General features: G+C 60.2%; 16 protein-coding genes and 1 pseudogene. 7 read left to right on the top strand and 10 right to left on the bottom strand.

Annotated elements, in window-relative coordinates:
• Positions 1-82 precede the first annotated feature (82 nt).
• From A0257_18550 to A0257_18535, 4 genes are all read right to left on the bottom strand, one after another.
• On the bottom strand, positions 83-1,093 hold the full coding sequence (locus A0257_18550) for a nucleotidyltransferase (GenBank protein ID AMR28901.1): 1,011 nt from the start codon (positions 1,091-1,093) through the stop codon (positions 83-85).
• A 49-nt stretch (positions 1,094-1,142) separates the two neighbouring features.
• The gene (locus tag A0257_18545; GenBank protein ID AMR28900.1) at positions 1,143-1,445 is read right to left on the bottom strand and encodes a hypothetical protein; all 303 of its coding nucleotides are present in this window, start codon (positions 1,443-1,445) and stop codon (positions 1,143-1,145) included.
• A gap of 414 nt (positions 1,446-1,859) precedes the next feature.
• Positions 1,860-2,849 carry a hypothetical protein gene (locus A0257_18540; protein ID AMR28899.1) on the bottom strand — a complete coding sequence of 330 codons (990 nt, stop codon included), beginning with the start codon at positions 2,847-2,849 and terminating at the stop codon, positions 1,860-1,862.
• A 376-nt stretch (positions 2,850-3,225) separates the two neighbouring features.
• The gene (locus A0257_18535) at positions 3,226-4,203 is read right to left on the bottom strand and encodes a threonine dehydratase (protein ID AMR28898.1); all 978 of its coding nucleotides are present in this window, start codon (positions 4,201-4,203) and stop codon (positions 3,226-3,228) included.
• 116 nt (positions 4,204-4,319) lie between these two features.
• Between A0257_18535 and A0257_18530 the strand changes: the two genes are divergently transcribed.
• Positions 4,320-4,703 (top strand): hypothetical protein, encoded by a 384-nt coding sequence (locus tag A0257_18530; GenBank protein AMR28897.1) that lies wholly within the window; start codon positions 4,320-4,322, stop codon positions 4,701-4,703.
• A 64-nt stretch (positions 4,704-4,767) separates the two neighbouring features.
• Here the strand turns inward: A0257_18530 and A0257_18525 are convergent, their stop codons facing one another.
• From A0257_18525 to A0257_18515, 3 genes are all read right to left on the bottom strand, one after another.
• A complete protein-coding gene (locus A0257_18525) occupies positions 4,768-5,205 on the bottom strand; it encodes a deoxyuridine 5'-triphosphate nucleotidohydrolase (protein ID AMR28896.1) in 438 nt (145 codons plus the stop codon).
• A 152-nt stretch (positions 5,206-5,357) separates the two neighbouring features.
• Complete coding sequence (locus A0257_18520) at positions 5,358-7,106, bottom strand: oligoendopeptidase F (GenBank protein ID AMR28895.1); 1,749 nt, start codon at positions 7,104-7,106, stop codon at positions 5,358-5,360.
• A gap of 95 nt (positions 7,107-7,201) precedes the next feature.
• Positions 7,202-8,299 carry an oxidoreductase gene (locus A0257_18515; GenBank protein ID AMR28894.1) on the bottom strand — a complete coding sequence of 366 codons (1,098 nt, stop codon included), beginning with the start codon at positions 8,297-8,299 and terminating at the stop codon, positions 7,202-7,204.
• Positions 8,300-8,411: 112 nt separating this feature from the next.
• On the opposite strand from A0257_18515, the gene A0257_18510 reads away from it, so the two are divergent.
• The gene (locus A0257_18510) at positions 8,412-9,092 is read left to right on the top strand and encodes a peptidase M23 (protein AMR28893.1); all 681 of its coding nucleotides are present in this window, start codon (positions 8,412-8,414) and stop codon (positions 9,090-9,092) included.
• 101 nt (positions 9,093-9,193) lie between these two features.
• On the opposite strand, the gene A0257_18505 is transcribed toward A0257_18510, so the two are convergent.
• Positions 9,194-10,183 (bottom strand): polyprenyl synthetase, encoded by a 990-nt coding sequence (locus A0257_18505; GenBank protein ID AMR28892.1) that lies wholly within the window; start codon positions 10,181-10,183, stop codon positions 9,194-9,196.
• A gap of 48 nt (positions 10,184-10,231) precedes the next feature.
• On the opposite strand from A0257_18505, the gene A0257_18500 reads away from it, so the two are divergent.
• Together A0257_18500 and A0257_18495 are read left to right on the top strand one after the other, a co-directional pair.
• The gene (locus A0257_18500; GenBank protein ID AMR28891.1) at positions 10,232-11,089 is read left to right on the top strand and encodes a dienelactone hydrolase; all 858 of its coding nucleotides are present in this window, start codon (positions 10,232-10,234) and stop codon (positions 11,087-11,089) included.
• A 321-nt stretch (positions 11,090-11,410) separates the two neighbouring features.
• Positions 11,411-11,893: a 2-amino-4-hydroxy-6-hydroxymethyldihydropteridine pyrophosphokinase gene (locus A0257_18495; GenBank protein AMR28890.1), complete on the top strand. Its 483-nt coding sequence runs from the start codon at positions 11,411-11,413 to the stop codon at positions 11,891-11,893.
• 161 nt (positions 11,894-12,054) lie between these two features.
• On the opposite strand, the gene A0257_18490 is transcribed toward A0257_18495, so the two are convergent.
• Together A0257_18490 and A0257_18485 are read right to left on the bottom strand one after the other, a co-directional pair.
• Positions 12,055-12,930: a malonyl CoA-acyl carrier protein transacylase gene (locus A0257_18490; GenBank protein ID AMR28889.1), complete on the bottom strand. Its 876-nt coding sequence runs from the start codon at positions 12,928-12,930 to the stop codon at positions 12,055-12,057.
• A 147-nt stretch (positions 12,931-13,077) separates the two neighbouring features.
• Positions 13,078-15,678 (bottom strand): hypothetical protein, encoded by a 2,601-nt coding sequence (locus tag A0257_18485; GenBank protein AMR28888.1) that lies wholly within the window; start codon positions 15,676-15,678, stop codon positions 13,078-13,080.
• Positions 15,679-16,261: 583 nt separating this feature from the next.
• Here A0257_18485 and A0257_18480 point away from each other — a divergent pair.
• From A0257_18480 to A0257_18470, 3 genes and pseudogenes are all read left to right on the top strand, one after another.
• Positions 16,262-16,918 (top strand): annotated as a pseudogene (locus A0257_18480) (succinate dehydrogenase).
• A 105-nt stretch (positions 16,919-17,023) separates the two neighbouring features.
• Entirely contained in the window at positions 17,024-18,958 is a 1,935-nt protein-coding gene (gene sdhA / locus A0257_18475) for a succinate dehydrogenase (GenBank protein ID AMR28887.1), read from the top strand.
• 142 nt (positions 18,959-19,100) lie between these two features.
• The gene (locus A0257_18470) at positions 19,101-19,856 is read left to right on the top strand and encodes a fumarate reductase (protein AMR28886.1); all 756 of its coding nucleotides are present in this window, start codon (positions 19,101-19,103) and stop codon (positions 19,854-19,856) included.
• The last annotated feature ends 102 nt before the right edge of the window (positions 19,857-19,958 follow it).

Genomic DNA, 19,958 nt, shown 5'->3' with positions numbered 1-19,958 from the left:
AATGTACGCGGATTTACGCGCGAACGGCGCGGCCCCACCGTGGGGGCCGCGCCGTTCGGTAACGCACGCAGGGCTTAACTTATCACACGCGCAGCGTATTAAAGTCACCCACGCTCAGGTCGGCAGGCTGGCCGCTGACGCTGGCGCTGTTGCCAATCATGGAGTTGGCCACGTTGGCGTGGCGCACGGTGGCGGCCGTTTGCACGATGGAGTTGGCCAAGCGCGAGTCTTCGACCACCGCGTTGGCGCTCAGCGACACGTGCGGGCCGACTACCGAGTTGGTAATCACGGCGTTCTCGCCAATATACACCGGCTCGATAATGACCGAGTTGGTGATTTTGGCCGAGTCGGCCACCAGCTTTTCGCCGCGCTCCTTGAGGTATTCGAGGTAGCGCTGATTGGTGAACACGGTGGCGTCCTTGTTGCCGCAGTCGAGCCACTCGGTTACATGGCCGGGCACGAAGATGGTGCCCTTGTTCTTCATGTTTTCGAGGGCGTTGGTGAGTTGATACTCGCCTTTGTCCTTGATGTCGTTATCGAGCAAATATTGCAGCTCCTCGCGCAGGTAAGCGCCGTCCTGGAAGTAGTAGATGCCGATAATGGCGAGGTCCGACACGAAGGTTTCGGGCTTCTCCACGAATTCCGTAATCTGGCCTTTCTCGTTGAGCTTCACCACGCCAAAGGGCTTGGGGTCGGCCACTTTCTGCACCCAGATGGTGCCGGGCACCGAGCTATCGAGCGTGAAATCAGCCTTGAACAGCGTGTCGGCGAAGGCCACCACGAGCGGGCCGCTTAGCGACTCCTTGGCGCACAAGATGGCGTGGGCGGTGCCCAGCGGCTCATCCTGGTAGTAAATCGAGCCTTTGGCACCCACCGACTCGGCAATGGCCACGAGGCTTTTTTCCACGGCCGCCCCAAAGCGGCCGATGATGAAGGCAACTTCCGTCACGGGCTCGCCGCACACGCGGGCAATGTCTTCAACAAGGCGCTGCACAATGGGCTTGCCGGCAATCGGAATCAGGGGTTTGGGTACGGTGAGCGTGTGCGGGCGCATGCGCTTACCCATGCCAGCCATCGGGACAATTATTTTCATGGGGTGTTGGTTAAGAAAAAGTCAGGGTAGAAAGATAAAAGTCTGGAGACTAAGCGGCTTGCTGAATTACAACGGCCGAATTATTGGTTGGTTGGCTGGAAATATCTGTTATCATAAACCCCACGAGCGCGCCTAAGCTGTTAGCGCGATTGATAAATTCGCCCACTACCCCATCTGCCACATTCAACGTTATGGGGCGGCCGGCGCGCAACAAGTTTTTTTCGCCTTCAAGCAAGAGGTCAACATTTTCCTTTGCTTCTTTCAGCGGCAGTTGAAGCAGCTCTTGCTGCAGTTTGGTCAAGGCTATTTTCTGTAAGCCTACGCGCCAGCCTGCTAAAACGATAGTTGCCATAAGGATACTAATTAGGCGTCGGGAATGGTAATGATAAAAGGCGTTGGCAGTTTCCCGCTATACCGGCCAGTCGTGCGGCGGCCACCTTCGATACGCAGGGTTTTCATGCCAAAGTAACGACCTAGTTGATAAGCTACCTGCCATAACGCAGGCCGCCCCACTTGGTTAATAGCCGAGCCCTCCAAATGCAGCTTATCCAAGTGCAACTCATGCTGTTGCAGAGTAAAATTAGTTATGCATTCTACTAGGTTAGGTACCCGTTGCTAATTAATTTGCTATAAAAGAACGTCATGCTGAGCTTGTCGAAGCATCTCTACCACGAGAGTAATCTCAACGTTTAGAGTGAGTTACGCAGTAGAGATGCTTCGACAAGCTCGGCATGACCGTCTGATTTACCATGAACTGTGTTAGAATTTAAGAGGCCTGGGCCAGTTTCGAGCAAAAATCAGCTTGGTAGGGCACACCCGATTTGATAATAGCAAAGGCCTGCTTGAGGAGTTTGTTGCAGACGGCAATCAGGGCTAGTTTCTTGTTCTTGCCTTTGGCCACTAGGCGGTCAAAAAGGGCCGCACAAGCCACGTTCGTTTTCTTGGCCGAAAAGCTGCACATAAAGAGCTTGCCGCGAATCAGCCCCCCACCCATTTTGGTGATGCGCACCTTCCCGCGGATACTCGTGCCCGAGGTATGCTCGCGGGGGGAGAGACCGGCTAAGGCAATGACTTGCCGGTAGTTATCGAAGTGAGTGAAGCCGCCGACAAAGAGCAGTAGCATGCCCGCTGTTTTGCGCCCAATGCCAGGAATGGAGCACAACAGCGTCATTTCCTGCGCAAAGCGCCGTTCTAACAGGGCCAGTAGTTCGGCCTCTACCGCTTCCACTTGCTGCGTTAAGGTCTTGAGCAGCTGCTGAAGCCGTTTCAAAGCGAGTTTGCTCACAATAGGTTGGTGCTGTAAGGCTTCCAACGAGTTGCTAATCATCACTTTTTGCTTGAGTAACTGCTCATTGACCTGTTCTAGGTGCCGGCACTCGACCAGGACCGCTTCGTCCGGCTGCCAGACTTTCAACGGCTGTTGCTGACCATAGCGCAACAACCACTGCGCATCTTTGCGCTCGCTTTTGCCCTTACCTAAGTGCAGTTGAATGAAGCGTCTAATTACCAGCGGATTGAGCACGGCCACCTGTCCGCCCTGTTCATGCAGGTAGTAAGCCAGGGCCAGATTATAGGTGCCCGTGGCTTCCATCACAAACTGGTACTGCCCGCCGCACGCCTTCACTAGCTGCTGAAAGCCCGCTTTGGTATTGCTGACTTCCAGGTGCTTAATCTGGTCATTTACTTGATAACAGACGGCCAGCGTGGCTTTGCTCACGTCCAGGCCGACAACGGGTAACGAAGAGGCGATAACCATTAAGTACAGCAGTAAAAGAGTGGAGAAAAAGTAGTAAAAAAGGACTTCTAGGGTGTCTTTTACTATCCTGATACAGGCTCGGTGGCCTACTGGAACTGTCCAAAGTGACCCTAAAAAAGAGCGGGGATTGTCATGTTAAACGGGCTCCAACGCCCCATAAGATTAGAATCTTATTCCGCTCCTTTCCTTTCATTGGCCCAAATTAGAGGGCGTACCTGAACATAGGATAAAGTATTTGCTAACGGGTACTTACCTGCCACCCGAAAGGAAAAGCACAACACATTCTCTTCAATTAGTATCTCGTTTTCAAGTAGTTCGACTGAATTTTCTAACCCATCCAGAAAAGTAAGCTATCAATCGTATCTACAAGGCAAAGCTACTGGCTTCCCAGTAGCTCCGCCAGCGTGGCTGGGTCGGCGTTGCCGCCGGTGAGGATGAGCACCGTGTGCCGGCTGGGGGGTAGGGCGGCGCGGTGGCGCAGCAGCGCGGCCAGCGGCAGGGCGGCGGTGGGCTCCACCACCAGGCGGGCTTCGAGCAGCAGGCGGCGGGCGGCGGCGCGCAGCTCGGCCTCGCTCACGGTCACAATATCGTCGGCGTATTGGCGCAAGTGGGCAAACGTTAATTCACTCACGGACAAGGTGCGCACGCCATCGGCCAGCGTGCGGTTAGTATCGGCGGCGGGCCACTCCACCACCCGGCCCGCCCGCAGGGAAGCCTGGGCATCGGCGGCGAACTCAGGCTCTACGCCGATTATTTTCACGCCGGGCTTCAGCAGTTTTAGCGCGGCCCCTACCCCCCCCAGCAGGCCGCCCCCGCCCACGGGTGCCAACACGAGGTCCACGGTCGGCAGGTCTTCGAATATTTCCAGGCCCACGGTGCCCTGGCCGGCTATCACGTAAGCATCATCGAAGGGCGGCACCAGCACCGGCGGCGCGGCGGCCCCGGCCAGCAGGCGGGCGGCCACGGCCTCGCGCTTTTCGTGGGCCGGGTCGTAGAGGATGACTTCGGCCCCCAGGGCACGGGTAGCGTCGATTTTTACCCGCGGCGCGTTGGTGGGCATAATGATGGTGGCGCGCAGGCCCAGCTGCCGCGCCGCGTAGGCCACGCCCTGGGCGTGGTTGCCGCTGCTGTAGGCCAGCACGCCGCGCGCCCGCTCGGCCTCCGTGAGGGCCATGAGGCGGTTGCCAGCCCCGCGAATCTTGAACGAGCCAATGGGTTGCAAGCTTTCAGGCTTGAGATAGACGTGCTCGCCGCCCAGCTCGGGCAGGTCGAAGGGCAAGAGCGGCGTGCGCCGGGCCAGGCCGCGCAGCCGCTGCTGCGCCTGCTCTAGGTCGGCGAGGGTGATGAGGTTCATGGGCGGCAGCAGAAGCTTGGGGCCGCAAAGGTGGGGTAGGGTCCGCGAATAACGTTGCCCGGCATAACTACTGGCCGCCCGGCGGCGTTAGACCAGCGACTTCTTACTTTTGCCTTATGAACTTCATCTCCGAAATCGAATCCAGCATTCAGGCCTTGTTCGCTACCATCAACAACGGCTTTATGCAAGACCCTGCCTCGGGCCAGCAGCAAGTGGGCAACTGGCTCCAGCACCTGCGCGGCACCGACATTCCCTCCGTGCGGCTCGTCGTGGCCGAACTTGACGAGCTCAATGGCCACATTCAGCGCAACGACGCGGGCGCTATGGGTGCCTCGTTCCAGAAGCTAGCCAACCTCACGGCCCGCGCTGCCCTCCCCATCCACAGCTTCGAAGGCACCGGCGACAAAATTCGCGAGCTGAGCCAAAAGCTCAACGCCGCCGGCGGCAACCTCCAAATCATCGCCCGCCAGCGCGCCGCCGGCACGGTGCAGGCGCAGTAGAGAGAAGAGGGAAAAGTTGTAAATTACGAGCTGTTACTCGTTTATATAACTCTTCACTCTTAACTCACTTTCCGGTGCTGCCGTAGCCGCCCGCGCCACGGGCAGTTTCGCTCAGCGTTTCGACGGGCTGCCATTCGATGGTTTCGTGGCGGGCCACTACCAACTGGGCAATGCGCTCGCCGTCGCGCACGGTGAATACTTCGTTGGAGAGGTTGACCAGCAGCACCTTAATCTCGCCCCGATAGTCGGCATCGATAGTGCCGGGACTGTTGACGATGCCGATACCGTGCTTGTAGGCCAGGCCGCTGCGGGGGCGCACCTGCGCCTCGTAGCCGGGGGGTAGTGCTAGGCTGAGGCCCGTTGGCACCAGCCCTCTTTCCAAAGGGCCCAGCGTGAGCGGGCCATCGGGCAGGTCGGCCCGCAGGTCAAGGCCGGCGGCGTGCGCCGTCTGGTATTCGGGCAGCGGGTGCCGCGAGGAATTTAGTACGGGAATGGTGAGCATAGAAAACAATTAAAATATTTGTTATTGCGAGCGCAACGAAGTGGAGCGCGGCAATCTTTCCTTCACGTTAGAGTTGGTACCTCTACGCTTAGGAAAGATTGCCGCGCTCCACTTCGTTGCGCTCGCAATGACAAATTTCGTAACTTAAAAGACTACAGCGCCGCCATCTCTTCGCGCACGAAGTCGGCTAGCTGGCGCAAATACTCGGTGCTGAAGTCGAAGCGGATGCCGGCTGCTGCATACACCTCGCCAATGGGCACGGTGTAGCCCAGCGACAGCGCCCGCTGGTAGCCGGCCAGCGCGGCGGCGGGGTCCTGCCGATAATTGCGCCACACGGCAATGGCCCCGAGCTGCGCCATCGCGTACTCGATGTAGTAAAACGGCACTTCGTAGAGGTGCAGCTGCTTTTGCCAGAGCGTGGGCCGGAACTGCTCCAGGCCACTCCAGCTCACGGTGCGCTGGTTGAAATTCTGGAAAATCTCGGTCCAGCGCTTGTGCCGCTCGGCTTCGGTGTGGTCCGGGTTTTCGTAAATCCAGTGCTGAAACTTGTCGATGGTGGCGACCCAGGGGAAGGTTTCGAGCACGCCTTCGAGGTGGGTTTTCTTGGCGCGGCGCAGCTCGGCGGGGTCCTGAAAAAACACGTCCCAATGGTCCATGCTCATTAATTCCATGCTCATCGAAGCCAGCTCGGCCACTTCGCTCGGCGGGTGCTTGTCGGCCGAGAGGGGTAGGCGGCGGGTCAGAAACGAATGCACAGCGTGGCCGCCTTCGTGCAGCATCGTCACCACATCGCGCAGCGACGAAGTGGCATTCATAAAAATAAACGGCACGCCGGTTTCGTCCAGCGGGTAGTTGTAGCCGCCGGGCGCTTTGCCCTTGCGGCTTTCGAGGTCGAGGTGGCCCATCTGGCGCATGGTGCGCAGGCAATCGCCCAGAAAAGGGTCGAGCTGATGGAAGACGGCAATGGTCTTTTCAAGCAGCTCGGCCCCGATCTGAAACGGGCGTAGCGGCGGCTGGCCGCTGGGGTCCACGTCGAGGTCCCAGGGCCGCAGGGCGGGCAGTTTGAGGTCGTGGCGGCGGGCTTCATCAAACTCGTTGATGAGCGGCACCACCGTGGCCCCGATGGCCGAGTGGAAGTCGAAACAATCCTCAGCCGTGTAGTCGAAGCGCCCCAGCGCGGCAAACATGTAATCGCGAAAGTTGGCAAAACCCGCGTTCAGCGCCACCTGATGGCGCAGGCCCACGAGCTCGGTAAAGAGCTGGTCGAGCGGCTTGCTATCGCGCAAGCGCCGCTCCTGAATGGCGCGCCAGGCCTGCTCGCGCACCGGGCGGCTCAGGCTTTTGAGGCGGTCGGCGGCGCGGGGCAGCGTCAGCTCCTCGCCGTCGAGCAGCACGGTCATGGCACCCACGGTGGCCGCATACTGCTGCTGCTTGGTCGAAATATCGGTTTTGAGGGCAATATTTTCCTCGCGGTAAATCTCCGAAGCCCGGCGCACCGAGCGCAGAAACACGCCGTAGCGCTCCGGGCTCAGCTCGCTGAGGTAGGGGCTGGCCAGCAGCTTTTCGTTGAGGGCATGGTCGTAGGGGGCTACTTGCGGCTCCACTTCCTGCACAAAAAACTGAAACGCCTCGGCGCGGCCTTCGTCCTGGGTGTCGCAGGTCATGCGGATGTAGCGCCAGGCCAGGTCTTCGCTCAGCACCGATTCCAGTTCCGAGCGGTCGAGCAGCCAGCGCTCCAAGGTGGCGGCGTCGCGCACGGGGCGGTGCTGCAATTCTTGAAAGAATGGCTCCAGCATGGCCCAGTCGGTCACCTGAAAATCTTCGGGCAAGTAGTGGCGGGGTGGGCGGGCAGTGTCGGTGGCCGGCGAGGCCGCCAAGGTATCAAGCTCAGGAATCACCATAGAACACAAGTTACGTAATTTAATGACCAGCAGCTTGTGCGGTTTGATTAATTCCTCCTTAAGAAAGCTCCCTACCCCCTCCTACTGCTTGGTTATCAACAAATTTCAATTACCACGTCGGCCGTCAGCGGGTGGGCAACGCACGTTAGAATATATCCTTTGGCCAGCTCGGCATCCGACAGACCTTCGCGCTCATCGAGGTGCACCTTGCCGCTGAGGCACTTGCCGCGGCACGCCGTGCACACGCCCGCCTGGCACGAATAAGGCAGGTCGATATCCTGGTCGAGCGCGGCGTCGAGAATGGTCGTTTTGGCGGGCACCACCAGCTTGTATTCGCTACCCTCGTACTGAATGGTGACGGTGCGCTCGGTCACGGGGCCGTCATTGGCGCCGGCCAGCGAGTCGCCGTGCGCGTCGCCGGCTTCGGCCGCGTCGGCAGCGGCCACGAAGCTCTCGCGGCGCACGCGGCTGCTGGGCACGTTCAGCAGCTCCAGGGCGGCCTGGGCTTCGGTCATCAGGCCCTCGGGGCCGCAGATATAATACTCGGCCTGCGGTGCCGGAAACTGGTGCCGCTGCTCCATAATGCGCAAAATAGTGGTGCGGTTGAGGCGGCCGGTATGTTGATGCGGGCCGGTGGCATGCAGCGGCTGGCTGTACACATGCTCCACTTGCAGGCGGCCGCGGCTGCCGGCTTCGAGGGCATCGAGCTGCTGCTTGAAAATAACCGTATTCTCGTTGCGGTTGCCATAAATAAGCAGAACATGGCTCTGCGGCTCCTGGGCCAGCACGGCCTTGAGCATACTCATGAGCGGCGTAATGCCCGAGCCGGCCCCGATGAGCACCAGCGAGCGGGCCGCCTTGGGGCTGGGCTGCACCACGAAGTTGCCGAGGGGGGGTAGCACTTCGTATTGCTGGCCAACTTTCACGTTATCAAGCAAATGATTGCTCACCAAGCCGCCCGTCACGCGCTTCACGGTGACGGACAGGCGCGGGGCTTCGGCGGGCGTGCTGCTGAGCGAGTAGGCCCGGCGCTCGGGCCGGCCGCCGCCAGGGCCGCAGGGCACGAGCAGCGTCAAAAACTGGCCCGGCTTGCTGGGCACGGTCTGGCCATCGGGCCGCTGGAGGTGAATGGTAACGGTATCCGGGGTTTCCTGGGTGAGGGCGACGACGGTGAGCGTCAAATAAGACGACATAGGGTAGAGTTGGGTAAGGCGACAAATTTACGCCAGCTGCGGCACGTGAAGTTTAGGTTACCGATTTTTGAGGGGGTAGGGATTAACCGGCCGGCGCTAGCTTCGTTTCGCCATGACTCCACTTTCTGACTTGCTCACCCGCCACCGGGCCAGTTTCCGGCCGGTGCTGCCCGCCTACCCCCTATCCAGCGCTGGTATAGCCCCGCTCGATTTCACGGCCGCCAACCCGCGCCTGACCCACCCCGAGCGCCTGCGCGACACGGCGGTTTTTGATGCGCTGGTACGCGATATGCTGGCCGAGCAGCACGCCACCGCCGGCATCGGCGGCTACCTCGAAAACCGGGTCATCTACCGCCGCAGTCCACATTTTGACGACGCCACCGAGCCGCGCTCCCTGCACCTGGGCGTGGATGTGTGGGTGCCGGCCGGCACGCCGGTGGCGGCGCCGCTGCCTGCCACCGTGCACAGTCTGGCCGATAATAACCACTTCGGCGACTACGGTTCGACCATCATCTTACAGCATGAGCTAGAAGACGTTACCTTCTACAGCCTCTACGGCCACCTCACGCGCACCGACCTGCCGCCGCTGGCCGTGGGCCAAGCATTGGCCGCCGGCCAGGTCTTCGCCCACGTCGGCCCCTACCCCGAAAACGGCGACTGGCCGCCGCACCTGCACTGCCAGCTCATGGCCGACATGCAGGGCCGCCAGGGCGATTTTCCGGGGGTAGCCGCAGTTAGCGAACAGAATTATTGGGCGGAATTATGCCCCGACCCGATGCTGGTGCTCAAGTAGCGCGAAGTTTCCACTTCGTGTGCGAGCGTAGCGAGCATGGTCGTTCGTGCCGCGCGGTTCCGCCTGCTCGCTACGCTCGCGCACGAAGTGGAAACTTCGCGCTACTTCTCGCGCTCTATCGTGTAGTTAATCAGCATTTCCAGCGAATTTCTGGCCGCTGACTCGGGGAACTCGTGCAGAATCTCCAGCGCCTCGTCGCGGTAGCGCTCCATCGTTTTAATCGCGTAGTCGAGGCCACCCGACTGCTTCACGAAGTCGATAACCTGCTGCACGCGGTCGCGGTGGCCGGCGTTGTTTTTCACGTTGTAGATAACGCGGCGCTTGTCGAGCCAGCTGGCCTGCTGCAAGGCGTAGATGAGGGGTAGGGTCATCTTTTTTTCCTTGATATCGATGCCCACCGGCTTGCCGATTTCGGCCGTACCGTAGTCAAACAGGTCGTCTTTTATTTGAAACGCCATGCCGACTTTCTCGCCAAAAAGCCGGGCTTTTTCGATAGTGGCCTTGTCGGCCCCGGCCGCCGCCGCGCCCACGGCCGTGCAGGAGGCGATGAGCGAAGCCGTTTTTTGGCGAATAATATCGAAATACACGTCCTCCGTGATGTCGAGGCTGCGGGCCTTTTCGATTTGCAGCAGCTCACCTTCGCTCAATTCCTTCACGGCGTTGCTCACAATTTTGAGCAGGTCGAAGTCGTCGTTTTCAAGCGAAAGCAGCAGGCCACGACTGAGCAGATAATCTCCTACTAACACAGCTATCTTATTCTTCCACAGCGCGTTGATAGAGAAGAAACCCCGGCGGTAATTGCTCTCGTCCACCACATCGTCGTGCACCAGCGTGGCGGTGTGCAGCAGCTCGATGAGCGCCGCGCCCCGAAACACGGCTTCGGGCAAGGGGCTGGCCGGGTCGGCGGCGCTGGCGCGGGCCGTGAGGAACACGAACATGGGGCGCACCTGCTTGCCTTTGCGGCGCACGATGTAGCCCATTATCTTGTCCAGCAGCAGCACCTTGGTCTGCATCGACTGCCGAAACTTGACTTCGAACTCCGCCATTTCCGCGGTGATAGGAGCCTGAATCTGGTCGAGCGGGTTTGCCATGCGGGCGCAATATTACGGCGGCCGGGCCGCACTCACTACCTTAGCCGCATGCTCCGTACTGTCGAGTTCACGCTGGTTGGCCGCGCGCACGGCCGCCCTTTTGCCGCCGATGCCACCTACCAGCCCACCGGCCAGCCCCAGCCCATCGTGGTGTTCGTGCACGGGTTCAAGGGGTTCAAGGATTGGGGCCACTTCGGGCTGCTGGCCGAGTTTTTTGCCAATAAAGGCTTCGTTTTCGTCAAGCTCAACCTCTCGCACAACGGCGTGGTGGTGGGCGGCACCGGCGATTTGGAGGACCTGGAAGCTTTCGGGAAAAATAATTTCAGCCTGGAGCTCGACGACCTCGGCCAGCTGCTCGACGCCCTGCACACGCCGGGCACTACCCCCCTGCCCGCCGCCCAGCTCGACCTGCGCCGCCTTGGCCTGGTGGGCCACAGCCGGGGCGGCGCGCTGGTGCTCCTCAAAGCCGCCGAAGACTCGCGCGTGGCGGCCGTGGCCACCTGGGCCGCCGTGGCCGACCTGCACCCACGCTGGCCCGCCGAAGTAGTCGAAAAGTGGCAGCGCGACGGCGTGCTCTACGTGCCCAATATGCGCACCGGCCAGCAACTGCCGATGTACTACCAGATTGCCGAAAATTTCTTCCAAAACCGCGCCCGCCTCGACCTGCCGGCCCTGATGCCCGGCCTGCGCCAGCCGGTGCTGCTCATCCACGGCGACCAGGACGAGACGGTGCCGCTGGCGGCTCTGCACCAGCTGCACGCCGGTCAGCCTGCCGCTGAGGTGCTGGTAGTGCCCGGCGCGGGGCACATGTTTGGCGGTGCTCACCCGTGGGCCGGCCCGGCCCTACCCCCTCCGGCGCAGCTCATCGCCGAGCGCACGGCGGAGTTTTTTTCAATTATGAATTAGAAATTATGAATTATGAATTGAGTAGGACTTACGCAAATTGCCTGCAACGTCAGGTTCCCGTGGAGGTGCGTAGAGCGCAGCTGGTGATTTGCCTAAATTCTGTTGAAATTATTTCGGCGAAACTGCTGAGCTTACATCTCCCTGAATTCATAATCTCTAATTCATATAGGACTTACGCAAATCGTCTGTCATGGCGAGCAAAGCGAAGCAATCGCACCAGAACGACACCCGCGCCAGTCGTTCTGGGGCGATTGCCGCGACCTTGCTTAATGCGCAACATGCTCGCAATGACAGACGTCTTTTGCGTAAGTCCTATCATCATTGAAAAAGCTGGCTTACCTGCTGCTGGGCAGCAACCTCGGTGACCGGGCCGCGCGCCTGGAGCAGGCCCGCGCCGACCTGGCGGCCACGGCCGGCAGCATTATGGCCGCGTCATCGCTCTACGAAACGGCAGCCTGGGGCGTGGAAGACCAGCCGGCTTTTCTCAACCAGGTGCTGGCCGTCGAAACCGAACTGGACGGCCCTATCCTACTGGCCGCCTGCCTGGCCGCCGAGCAGCAGCAGGGCCGCGAGCGCCAGGTGCATTGGGGTGCTCGCACGCTGGATGTGGACATCCTGCTTTTTGGCCAGGAAATAATTGCTACCCCCAGCCTCACGGTGCCGCACCCGGCGCTGCCTGCCCGCCGCTTTGCCCTCGTGCCGCTGGCCGAGCTTGCGCCGCAACTGTTGCATCCGCAGCTGCACCGCACGATTACTGAGCTGCTAGCTGAGTGCCCGGACGAGTTGGCGGTGGCGAAGTGCTGAGATGGTTAGATAGTGAAATGTTGAGGGGGTAAGAACGTCATTCCGAGCTTGCCGAGGAATCTCGCTCGCATCGTTCGGGTATCGTGCAACGACGCGGGCGAGATTCCTCGGCAAGCTCGGAATGACGTTCTTACCTCCTCATTGTCTCACCCCTCCCCATTTCACCCAATCGTGGCGGTGGGCTCGATTTTTTTCACTAGGCCTTGCAGCACTTTGCCGGGGCCGCACTCCACGAAGTGCGTCGCGCCGTCGCGGAACATGGCCTGCACGCTCTGGGTCCAGCGCACGGGGGCGGTAAGCTGAGCGAGTAGGTTGGCTTTGATTTCGGCTGGGTCGCGGTGCGGGGCGGCATCCACATTCTGGTACACCGGGCAGCGGGCCTCGTGAAAAGTCGTGCGCTCGATGGCTTCGGCCAGGGCGGCCTGCGCCGACTGCATCAGGGGCGAGTGGAAGGCTCCGCCCACTGGCAGGGGTAGGGCGCGCTTGGCCCCGGCGGCTTTCAGCACCTCGCAGGCTTTGGCGATGCCGGCCGTGGAGCCGGAGATAACGAGCTGGCCGGGACAATTGTAGTTGGCGGCCACCACCACGTCGCCGCTGGCGCTCACCTGCTGGCAGCCTTGCTCCACGGCCTCGTCGGGCAGGCCCAGAATGGCGGCCATCGTGCCGGGCTGCTCCTGGCAGGCGGCCTGCATGGCCTGGGCGCGGCGCGCCACCAGCGGCAGCGCATCGGCGAAGGTGAGCACGCCAGCCGCTACCAGCGCCGAAAACTCGCCCAGCGAGTGGCCGGCCACCATTGCGGGCTGCCAGTCGGGCCGGGCCACGAACTGCGCCACCGAGTGCACGAACACGGCCGGCTGCGTCACGTCGGTGCGGCGCAGGTCTTCCTCGCTGCCCTCAAATAGGAGCTTGGTCAGGTCAAAACCCAGGATATCATTGGCCTGAGTGAGCAGGGCGCGGGCGGCCTCGTTTTGCTCAAAAAGCTCGCGGGCCATGCCCGGAAACTGCGAGCCCTGGCCAGGAAATACAAGGGCCGTCACTACGGCTTCGGAGGGGGGGGTAGGGGTCAAGATGCGATTGTTTTAAACCAGAAAACCAGCCCGCACCAACGGCGGGGTCCGGCAAAATAAAGCCAAAAAAGCCGCCCCGGCTAGGGGCGGCTTCACTGGTTGGCGGGGGGGTAGGCGCTAGCGCGACACCTCTACCCAGCCTTTGTAGGTGCGCTTGGTGTTGGCCGCGTCGGCAAACTGCACCTCGGCCAGGTAGTAGTAGATGCCGTTCGACACTAGGCCGCTGGTGGTGCTTTCGCCCGATACGCCGCCGCCCGTCCAGTTGATGTAGGGGTCGGCGCTGCTCTCGTACACTTTCACGCCCCAGCGGTTGAAAATCTGGATGTGCGTGCTCGCCACCGGGCTCGACGTCTTGGGCCGGAACACCTCGTTCACGTTGTCGCCGTTGGGTGTGAAGATGTTAGGCAGCAGGAAGAACACGCAGTCGCTCTGGCAGGCAATGTTGCTGAGCGCGCTGCGCTGGCCGCTCGATGCCACGCCCTGCACCTGGTAGCAGCTGGTGGGCCGGCTCAGGTTGCGGTCCAGGTAGCTAAGCTGGGCCGTGGAGTCAATCAGCACGAAAGGCCCGGCCTGGGTGTCGCCGCGGAAAATGCGGTAGTACACGGCGTTGGTGGCGCAGCCGGCGGGCGTGTTGCCGACCGTCCAGCGCAGGTTGTTCTGGTAGCGCTGGCCGGGGGAGGGGTAGGACGGCAGGTTGGCCAGACTATCGCAATTAATCGCCTGTACGCTCAGCACCGGCGTGCAGGGCGTAGCCTGGAGGGTAGTGCATACCTGTTGACTGTTATTGAGCAGGTTAAGCAGGTAAGATATGCCCGCGTACTGGCCCGTAGTCTGCACGTAGTAGCAGTACTGCTGGCCGGTTTGCAGGCCCTTATCCACGTAGGTGCCGCTGGTGGCGCTGGGCGTTACGCTCGCAATCTGGTTGAAGGTGCCGGTGGGCGTGTCCTGCCGGTAGATAATCGTGGGCTGCTTGCTGTTGTCCCAAGGCACGTTGTAGGCCCAGTTCACGGTGATGGTTTTGGCCAGGCCGTCGGGCACCAGGCTGGTGCGCACGCTGGTGGCGGTGGGCGAGGTTTCGGTTTTTTCCACCGCCGTGCCCGTCGAATTATCCGTGTTGAAGAACACCAGCGTGTAGGTGTACTGGTTGGCCACCGTGTTCAGGCCGCGGTCCACGTAGGTGGTGTCGGTGAGGTTGGTGATGGTTGTGGCCAGGACCAGCGGCCCCGCACCCACGCTGCGGCTGAGGCGGTAGCCCGAAGGCGTGCCAAACGTGCCGCCGTTGTCGGCGCGCGGGCGGGTCCACTTCACCGTAATCTGGCCGGTGGTGGCATTGGTCGTGTTCACGTCCACGTTGGTGAGCATGGCTGAGCGGCCATTAAACGACAAGCAAGCCTCGTTCGACACGATGCTGAGGCCGCCCGAGGGCAGCGGGAACGTGGCGTATATGCGGTAGCTATACGTTTTGCCCCGGCTCAGGCCCTTGCCGGCGTTGTCATCGACAAAAGTGGTAACCGTGGGGTCCACGGACCCAATCTGCGTGTAGCCGGCGCTGGCGGGCAGGCCCGTGTCGCAGGGACCGGGCGTGTAGGGGTAGCAGCCTTCGCGCCGGAAAATCAGCAGGTTTTTCGCATTCGGGCAGCTGTAGCGGTCCCAGCTCAGCAAGCTCACCAGCCCGGCCGCCGAGGAGCTTGACACGGCGCGCACGTTCTGCGGCGGTGGCCCCACCACCGTAATGCGCACGGTCTTTTCGTCGATAAGAATAGGCGTCGAAACGTTCGCGTTGGGCGGGCTGTCCTGCGCCTTAAATACCACCAGATAGGGCTGATTGGAAACCTTGCTGCAATCGGGCGTCCAGGTGAACGTGCCCGCTACGGTGGTGCCCGTGTTGGTCTGCACAAAGGTGGCCGGCGGCAAAATGCCGCTGTAGGCAAACAACGTAACGGGGGTAGGGGCCTGCGAGCCAGGGCCCGAACCATCGGTGGCCGACACCTTTAGGGTCACGGTCTGGTTAGCCACCACGCACACGTCGGGCGGCACCGTGAGGGTAGGGGGCAGGTTGTTGGTGGGCGACACGATAATCTGCATATCGCGAATTACAAAACCAATCTGCCGGTAAAAGCCATTGATGCGGCGCCACTCCTCCACTTTAAAAGCAATATTATAAATACCCGCCAGCGCCGGGGCATTCCAGGTTATTTGCCCGGTGTATACATCCTGCACGATAATCGCGTTTTTCGTTGGGTCACCGGCAGGCACGCCGTTGTAGGTTACTTGCTTGGCACCCGCAAACAGACTCTGGTTATCAGGATACACATAGTTTTGACATTGCACCGGGAGAGGCTTATTATTATTAGCCTCGGCTGCTGCTACGCCGCCCACTACTTGCTGGCAAGGAATCAGCTTGTACGCCAACGAGTCACCATCGGCATCGTATCCCGCGGGGTTGTGCAGGAACACTTGCGACACCCCCGCCCGGTCCAGCGCCGGGGCTTTTAGCACAGGTGAGTGGTTGAGGCCATAAATCGGGTCAATCGTGACGTCAGACTCAATATAGAACGTCGTATTGACCGAATTCACCATATTCTTGATGTCAGCATTCCGATTTTCGCCAATAAAGCTGACTGGGTATTTGCCTGCTCCTGAGAAGAAGTGGTCAAAGTCAAACAGATATACTTTCGTATCCGCCGTTGAGCGGGTAAGGTCCTCCGTGCGGGTCATAAGGGGCCGGCCGGAAGCATCCTTGTCATTACCATTCAACTCTGTACCGTCACCGAAGAAAATGGTTGTGGAAGCCAGTGTTTGGTCCACCGACGATGTTTTATCCTGATAAATCGTCATCCGAAAAAAAAGGTGATTCGGATTACCAGTGATACTATCCACTCTGGATTGAATGTCGCCGGCGCGCAGGTGCGTGGCTTGTGCCACCTGCGGCCGCAGCCAACCCAGGCCCATGAGCAGCAAGGCTACCAGCCAGGTCGCGCGCCCGCTATTCTTCCCAGAAGATAAAAAAAGTCGCATAATCTACCAATGTTGAGTAACAGCTTACAACCCGCAAAAACACCCTTTATTGCCCCTTTTACGCCACGGCCCAACCTTTTTTTCGGGCTTTTGGTTGTGGAAAGTACGCAGTAATCTGGTTAACGGCTTTCGGGTCGGATTGATTCACGGCGACTGGCCGTTTGTCGTCACCTGGGTTTAACGGTTCTAAATAAGGCTTATGTGCGCCGGCCGCCTTGGGCTGAGGCACCACCGGCCCTACCTTTGGGCAATAATAGAGACCTTCTTTTTGGCTACGATTTCTATGAATTGGTTTACAAAAACCTTCACCAGCAGCATTGGGCGCAAGATTATTATGTCCCTGACGGGGCTCTTTCTCTGCACTTTCCTGGTCGTGCACCTCGTGGGCAACCTCCAGCTTTTCAAGCACGACGACGGGGTAGCCTTTAACACCTACTCTCATTTCATGGGCACCAACCCGGTCATTCGCACCATCGAATGGGGCCTGGTGCTGGGCTTCGGCTTCCACATCTACGAAGCCCTGATGCTGACGCGCCGCAACAAAAGCGCCCGCTCGCACGGCTACGTGCAGTGGGAGGCCAAGCAAAACTCGGAGTGGACCTCGCGCAACATGGGTATTCTGGGCTCTATTATTCTGGTGTTTCTGATTGTTCATCTGTACAATTTCTTCTGGCGCGCCCGCTTCGGCACCATCGACCCGGACATCAACCACAACGACGACCTGTACCGCCTGGTGGTGTCGTCGTTTCATCAGTGGTGGTACGTGGCGCTGTACGTGGCGGCGCAGGCCAGCCTGGGCTACCACCTGTGGCACGGCTTCCGCTCGGGCTTCCAGACGTTGGGCCTCAACCACCGCAAATACATGCCGCTGATTAAAAACTTTGGCTACGCGTTCGCTGTCATTGTATCAGCTGGTTTTGCTTCGATGCCGCTCTACTTCCTCTTGTTTACCAACGAGAAAGGAGCGCTGGTGAGCAGCGCGCCGGCCGTGCTGCACCAGTTGGTGCTGGCGTTCAACTAACATTAGTTTCTTAGCCTATCCACTATGGTTTTGAATTCCAAAGCGCCCGAAGGCCCCCTGGCCGAGAAATGGGACAAGCATAAGTTCAACGTCAAGCTCGTTAACCCCGCCAACAAGCGCAAGTACGACGTGATTGTAGTGGGCACCGGCCTGGCCGGTGCAGCCGCTGCCGCCTCGCTGGCCGAGCTGGGCTACAACGTGAAAGCGTTTACCTACCACGACTCGCCGCGCCGGGCGCACTCCATCGCGGCGCAGGGCGGCATCAACGCCGCCAAGAACTACCAGAACGACGGCGACTCGGTGTTCCGCCTGTTCTACGACACTATTAAAGGCGGCGATTACCGTGCCCGCGAGGCCAACGTGTACCGCTTGGCCCAGGTGTCGGTCAGTATTATTGACCAGTGCGTGGCCCAGGGCGTGCCCTTCGCCCGCGAATACGGCGGGTTGCTGGCTAACCGCTCCTTCGGGGGGGCGCAGGTGAGCCGCACGTTCTACGCCCGCGGCCAGACCGGGCAGCAGCTCTTGCTGGGTGCCTATTCGGCCCTGAGCCGGCAGATTGCCTACGGCAAGGTGAAAATGTACACCCGCTCGGAGCTGCTCGATGTGGTGGTAGTAGACGGCCAGGCGCGCGGCATCGTGACCCGCAACCTCATCACGGGCGAGGTGCAAACTCACGCCGGCCACGCCGTGGTGCTGGCCACCGGCGGCTATGGCAACGTGTACTACCTGAGTACCAATGCTATGTATTGCAACGCCTCGGCGGCGTGGCGGGCCCACAAGAAGGGCGCGTATTTCGCCAACCCTTGCTTTACCCAAATTCACCCCACCTGCATCCCAGTATCGGGCGACTACCAGTCGAAGCTGACGCTGATGTCGGAGTCGCTGCGCAACGACGGCCGCGTGTGGGTGCCCAAGACCAAGGAGCTGGCCGAGCGCGTGCGCAACAATGAAATCAAGCCGCAGGACGTCCAGGAAGATGACCGCGACTACTTCCTGGAGCGCAAGTATCCGGCTTTCGGTAACCTAGTGCCGCGCGACGTAGCCTCGCGCAACGCCAAGCAGATGTGCGACGAAGGAAAGGGGGTAGGCTCGACGGGCCTGGCCGTGTACCTCGACTTTGCCGACGTTATCAAGCGCACCAGCGCCGAGGCAGTGAGTCAGAAGTACGGCAACCTCTTCGAGATGTACGAGAAGATTACCGACGAAAACCCTTACGAGCGGCCGATGCGCATTTACCCAGCTGTGCACTACACGATGGGCGGCCTGTGGGTAGATTACAATCTGCAAACCACCATTCCCGGCCTCTACGCCGCGGGCGAGTGCAACTTCTCGGACCACGGTGCCAACCGCCTCGGCGCTTCGGCCCTGATGCAGGGCCTGGCCGATGGCTACTTCGTGATTCCGGCTACCATTGGTGACCAGTTGGCGGCTACCCCCCCCAAGCCGGTTACTACTGACCACCCGGCTTTCGCCGAGGCCAAGGCCGGCGTGCAGGCCCGCGTGGAGCAATTGCTTAGCATCAAGGGCAACCGCACGCCTGACGAGTTCCACAAAAAGCTCGGCCACCTTATGTGGGAGTATTGCGGTATGGCTCGTAACGCCGAAGGCCTGCGCTACGCCAAAGCCGAAATCGCTAAGCTGCGCAAAGAGTTCTGGCAGGATGTAAAAGTGGTAGGCTCGGGCGAGGAAATGAACCAGGCGCTGGAAAAAGCCGGCCGCGTAGCCGACTTCCTGGAGCTCGGCGAGCTGATGGTAGATGACGCCCTGGACCGCAACGAAAGCTGCGGCGGCCACTTCCGCGAGGAATATGCCACGGAGGAAGGCGAGGCCCTGCGCCGCGACGACGAGTACGCCTACGTGGCGGCCTGGGAGTACGTAGGCGACAATCAGCCCGAGCGTCTTAATAAGGAAGAGCTGGTGTTCGAAAATGTGAAGCTTACGCAACGCAGCTACAAATAATCCGGTTGTCATGCTGAGCACAGCGAAGCATCTGGCGTGCAGAAGTAATTAATTACCATCACAACGACGCGAGCGAGATGCTTCGGCAAGCTCAGCATGACGTTTTACTACAATGGCTGGAAGTAACCCCAACGCTAAACCCATGAACCTGACGCTGCGCGTGTGGCGGCAGCCCAACCGCCAGACCGAGGGCCGGATTGTGGACTACAAGGTGAACGACATATCGCCCGATATGTCGTTTCTGGAAATGCTCGACGTGCTCAACGAGGACCTGTTGCACAAAGGCCAGGACCCGGTGGCCTTCGACCACGACTGCCGCGAGGGCATTTGCGGCTCGTGCGACCTGTTCATCAATGGCCGCTCGCATGGCCCTGAGAAGGGCACGACCACCTGCCAGCTGCACATGCGCAAGTTCTCGGATGGCGACACCATCACCGTCGAGCCCTGGCGCGCCAACGCGTTCCCGGTAAACAAAGACCTGAGCGTGGACCGCTCGGCCTTCGACCGCATCATTCAAGCCGGTGGCTACGTGAGCGTGAACACCGGCGGCACGCCCGACGGCAACGAGATTCCGATTCCGAAAGAGATTTCGGACCGTGCTTTCGAAGCCGCTACCTGCATCGGCTGCGGCGCGTGCGTGGCAGCTTGCAAAAATGCGTCGGCCATGCTATTCGTATCGGCCAAGGTGTCGCAGCTTGCGCTGCTGCCCCAGGGCCAGGTGGAGCGCGAAACCCGCGTCGAAAATATGGTGGCCCAGATGGACATTGAAGGCTTCGGCGCCTGCACCAACATCGGCTCGTGCGCGGCCGAGTGCCCGGTAGGCATCTCGCTCGAAAATATCGCTATCTTGAATCGCGAGTTCCTGACAGCCAAGGCTGCCTCGAATAACTTAGCGTAGTATCTTTATAGTAACATATTGACAAGGGGGCGCGGCAGAAAACTGCTGTGCCCCTTGTTGTTGGTAGGTGTTATGTTACTTGATATGCGCTGCTACTGTGAG

Origin of the sequence: Hymenobacter psoromatis (assembly GCA_001596155.1) — a bacterium.
Taxonomy (GTDB): domain Bacteria; phylum Bacteroidota; class Bacteroidia; order Cytophagales; family Hymenobacteraceae; genus Hymenobacter.
The sequence above is the reverse complement of the archived record's forward strand: the minus strand, read 5'-3'. Positions and strand labels throughout refer to the sequence as shown.

Bases quoted from the DNA above. Each gene is read 5' to 3' on its own strand.
- A0257_18550 (AMR28901.1), bottom strand. From the start codon at position 1,093: ATGAAAATAATTGTCCCGATGGCTGGCATGGGTAAGCGCATGCGCCCG.
- A0257_18545 (AMR28900.1), bottom strand. From the start codon at position 1,445: ATGGCAACTATCGTTTTAGCAGGCTGGCGCGTAGGCTTACAGAAAATA.
- A0257_18540 (AMR28899.1), bottom strand. From the start codon at position 2,849: ATGGTTATCGCCTCTTCGTTACCCGTTGTCGGCCTGGACGTGAGCAAA.
- A0257_18535 (AMR28898.1), bottom strand. From the start codon at position 4,203: ATGAACCTCATCACCCTCGCCGACCTAGAGCAGGCGCAGCAGCGGCTG.
- A0257_18530 (AMR28897.1), top strand. From the start codon at position 4,320: ATGAACTTCATCTCCGAAATCGAATCCAGCATTCAGGCCTTGTTCGCT.
- A0257_18525 (AMR28896.1), bottom strand. From the start codon at position 5,205: ATGCTCACCATTCCCGTACTAAATTCCTCGCGGCACCCGCTGCCCGAA.
- A0257_18520 (AMR28895.1), bottom strand. From the start codon at position 7,106: ATGGTGATTCCTGAGCTTGATACCTTGGCGGCCTCGCCGGCCACCGAC.
- A0257_18515 (AMR28894.1), bottom strand. From the start codon at position 8,299: ATGTCGTCTTATTTGACGCTCACCGTCGTCGCCCTCACCCAGGAAACC.
- A0257_18510 (AMR28893.1), top strand. From the start codon at position 8,412: ATGACTCCACTTTCTGACTTGCTCACCCGCCACCGGGCCAGTTTCCGG.
- A0257_18505 (AMR28892.1), bottom strand. From the start codon at position 10,183: ATGGCAAACCCGCTCGACCAGATTCAGGCTCCTATCACCGCGGAAATG.
- A0257_18500 (AMR28891.1), top strand. From the start codon at position 10,232: ATGCTCCGTACTGTCGAGTTCACGCTGGTTGGCCGCGCGCACGGCCGC.
- A0257_18485 (AMR28888.1), bottom strand. From the start codon at position 15,678: ATGACCCGCACGGAGGACCTTACCCGCTCAACGGCGGATACGAAAGTA.
- sdhA (AMR28887.1), top strand. From the start codon at position 17,024: ATGGTTTTGAATTCCAAAGCGCCCGAAGGCCCCCTGGCCGAGAAATGG.
- A0257_18470 (AMR28886.1), top strand. From the start codon at position 19,101: ATGAACCTGACGCTGCGCGTGTGGCGGCAGCCCAACCGCCAGACCGAG.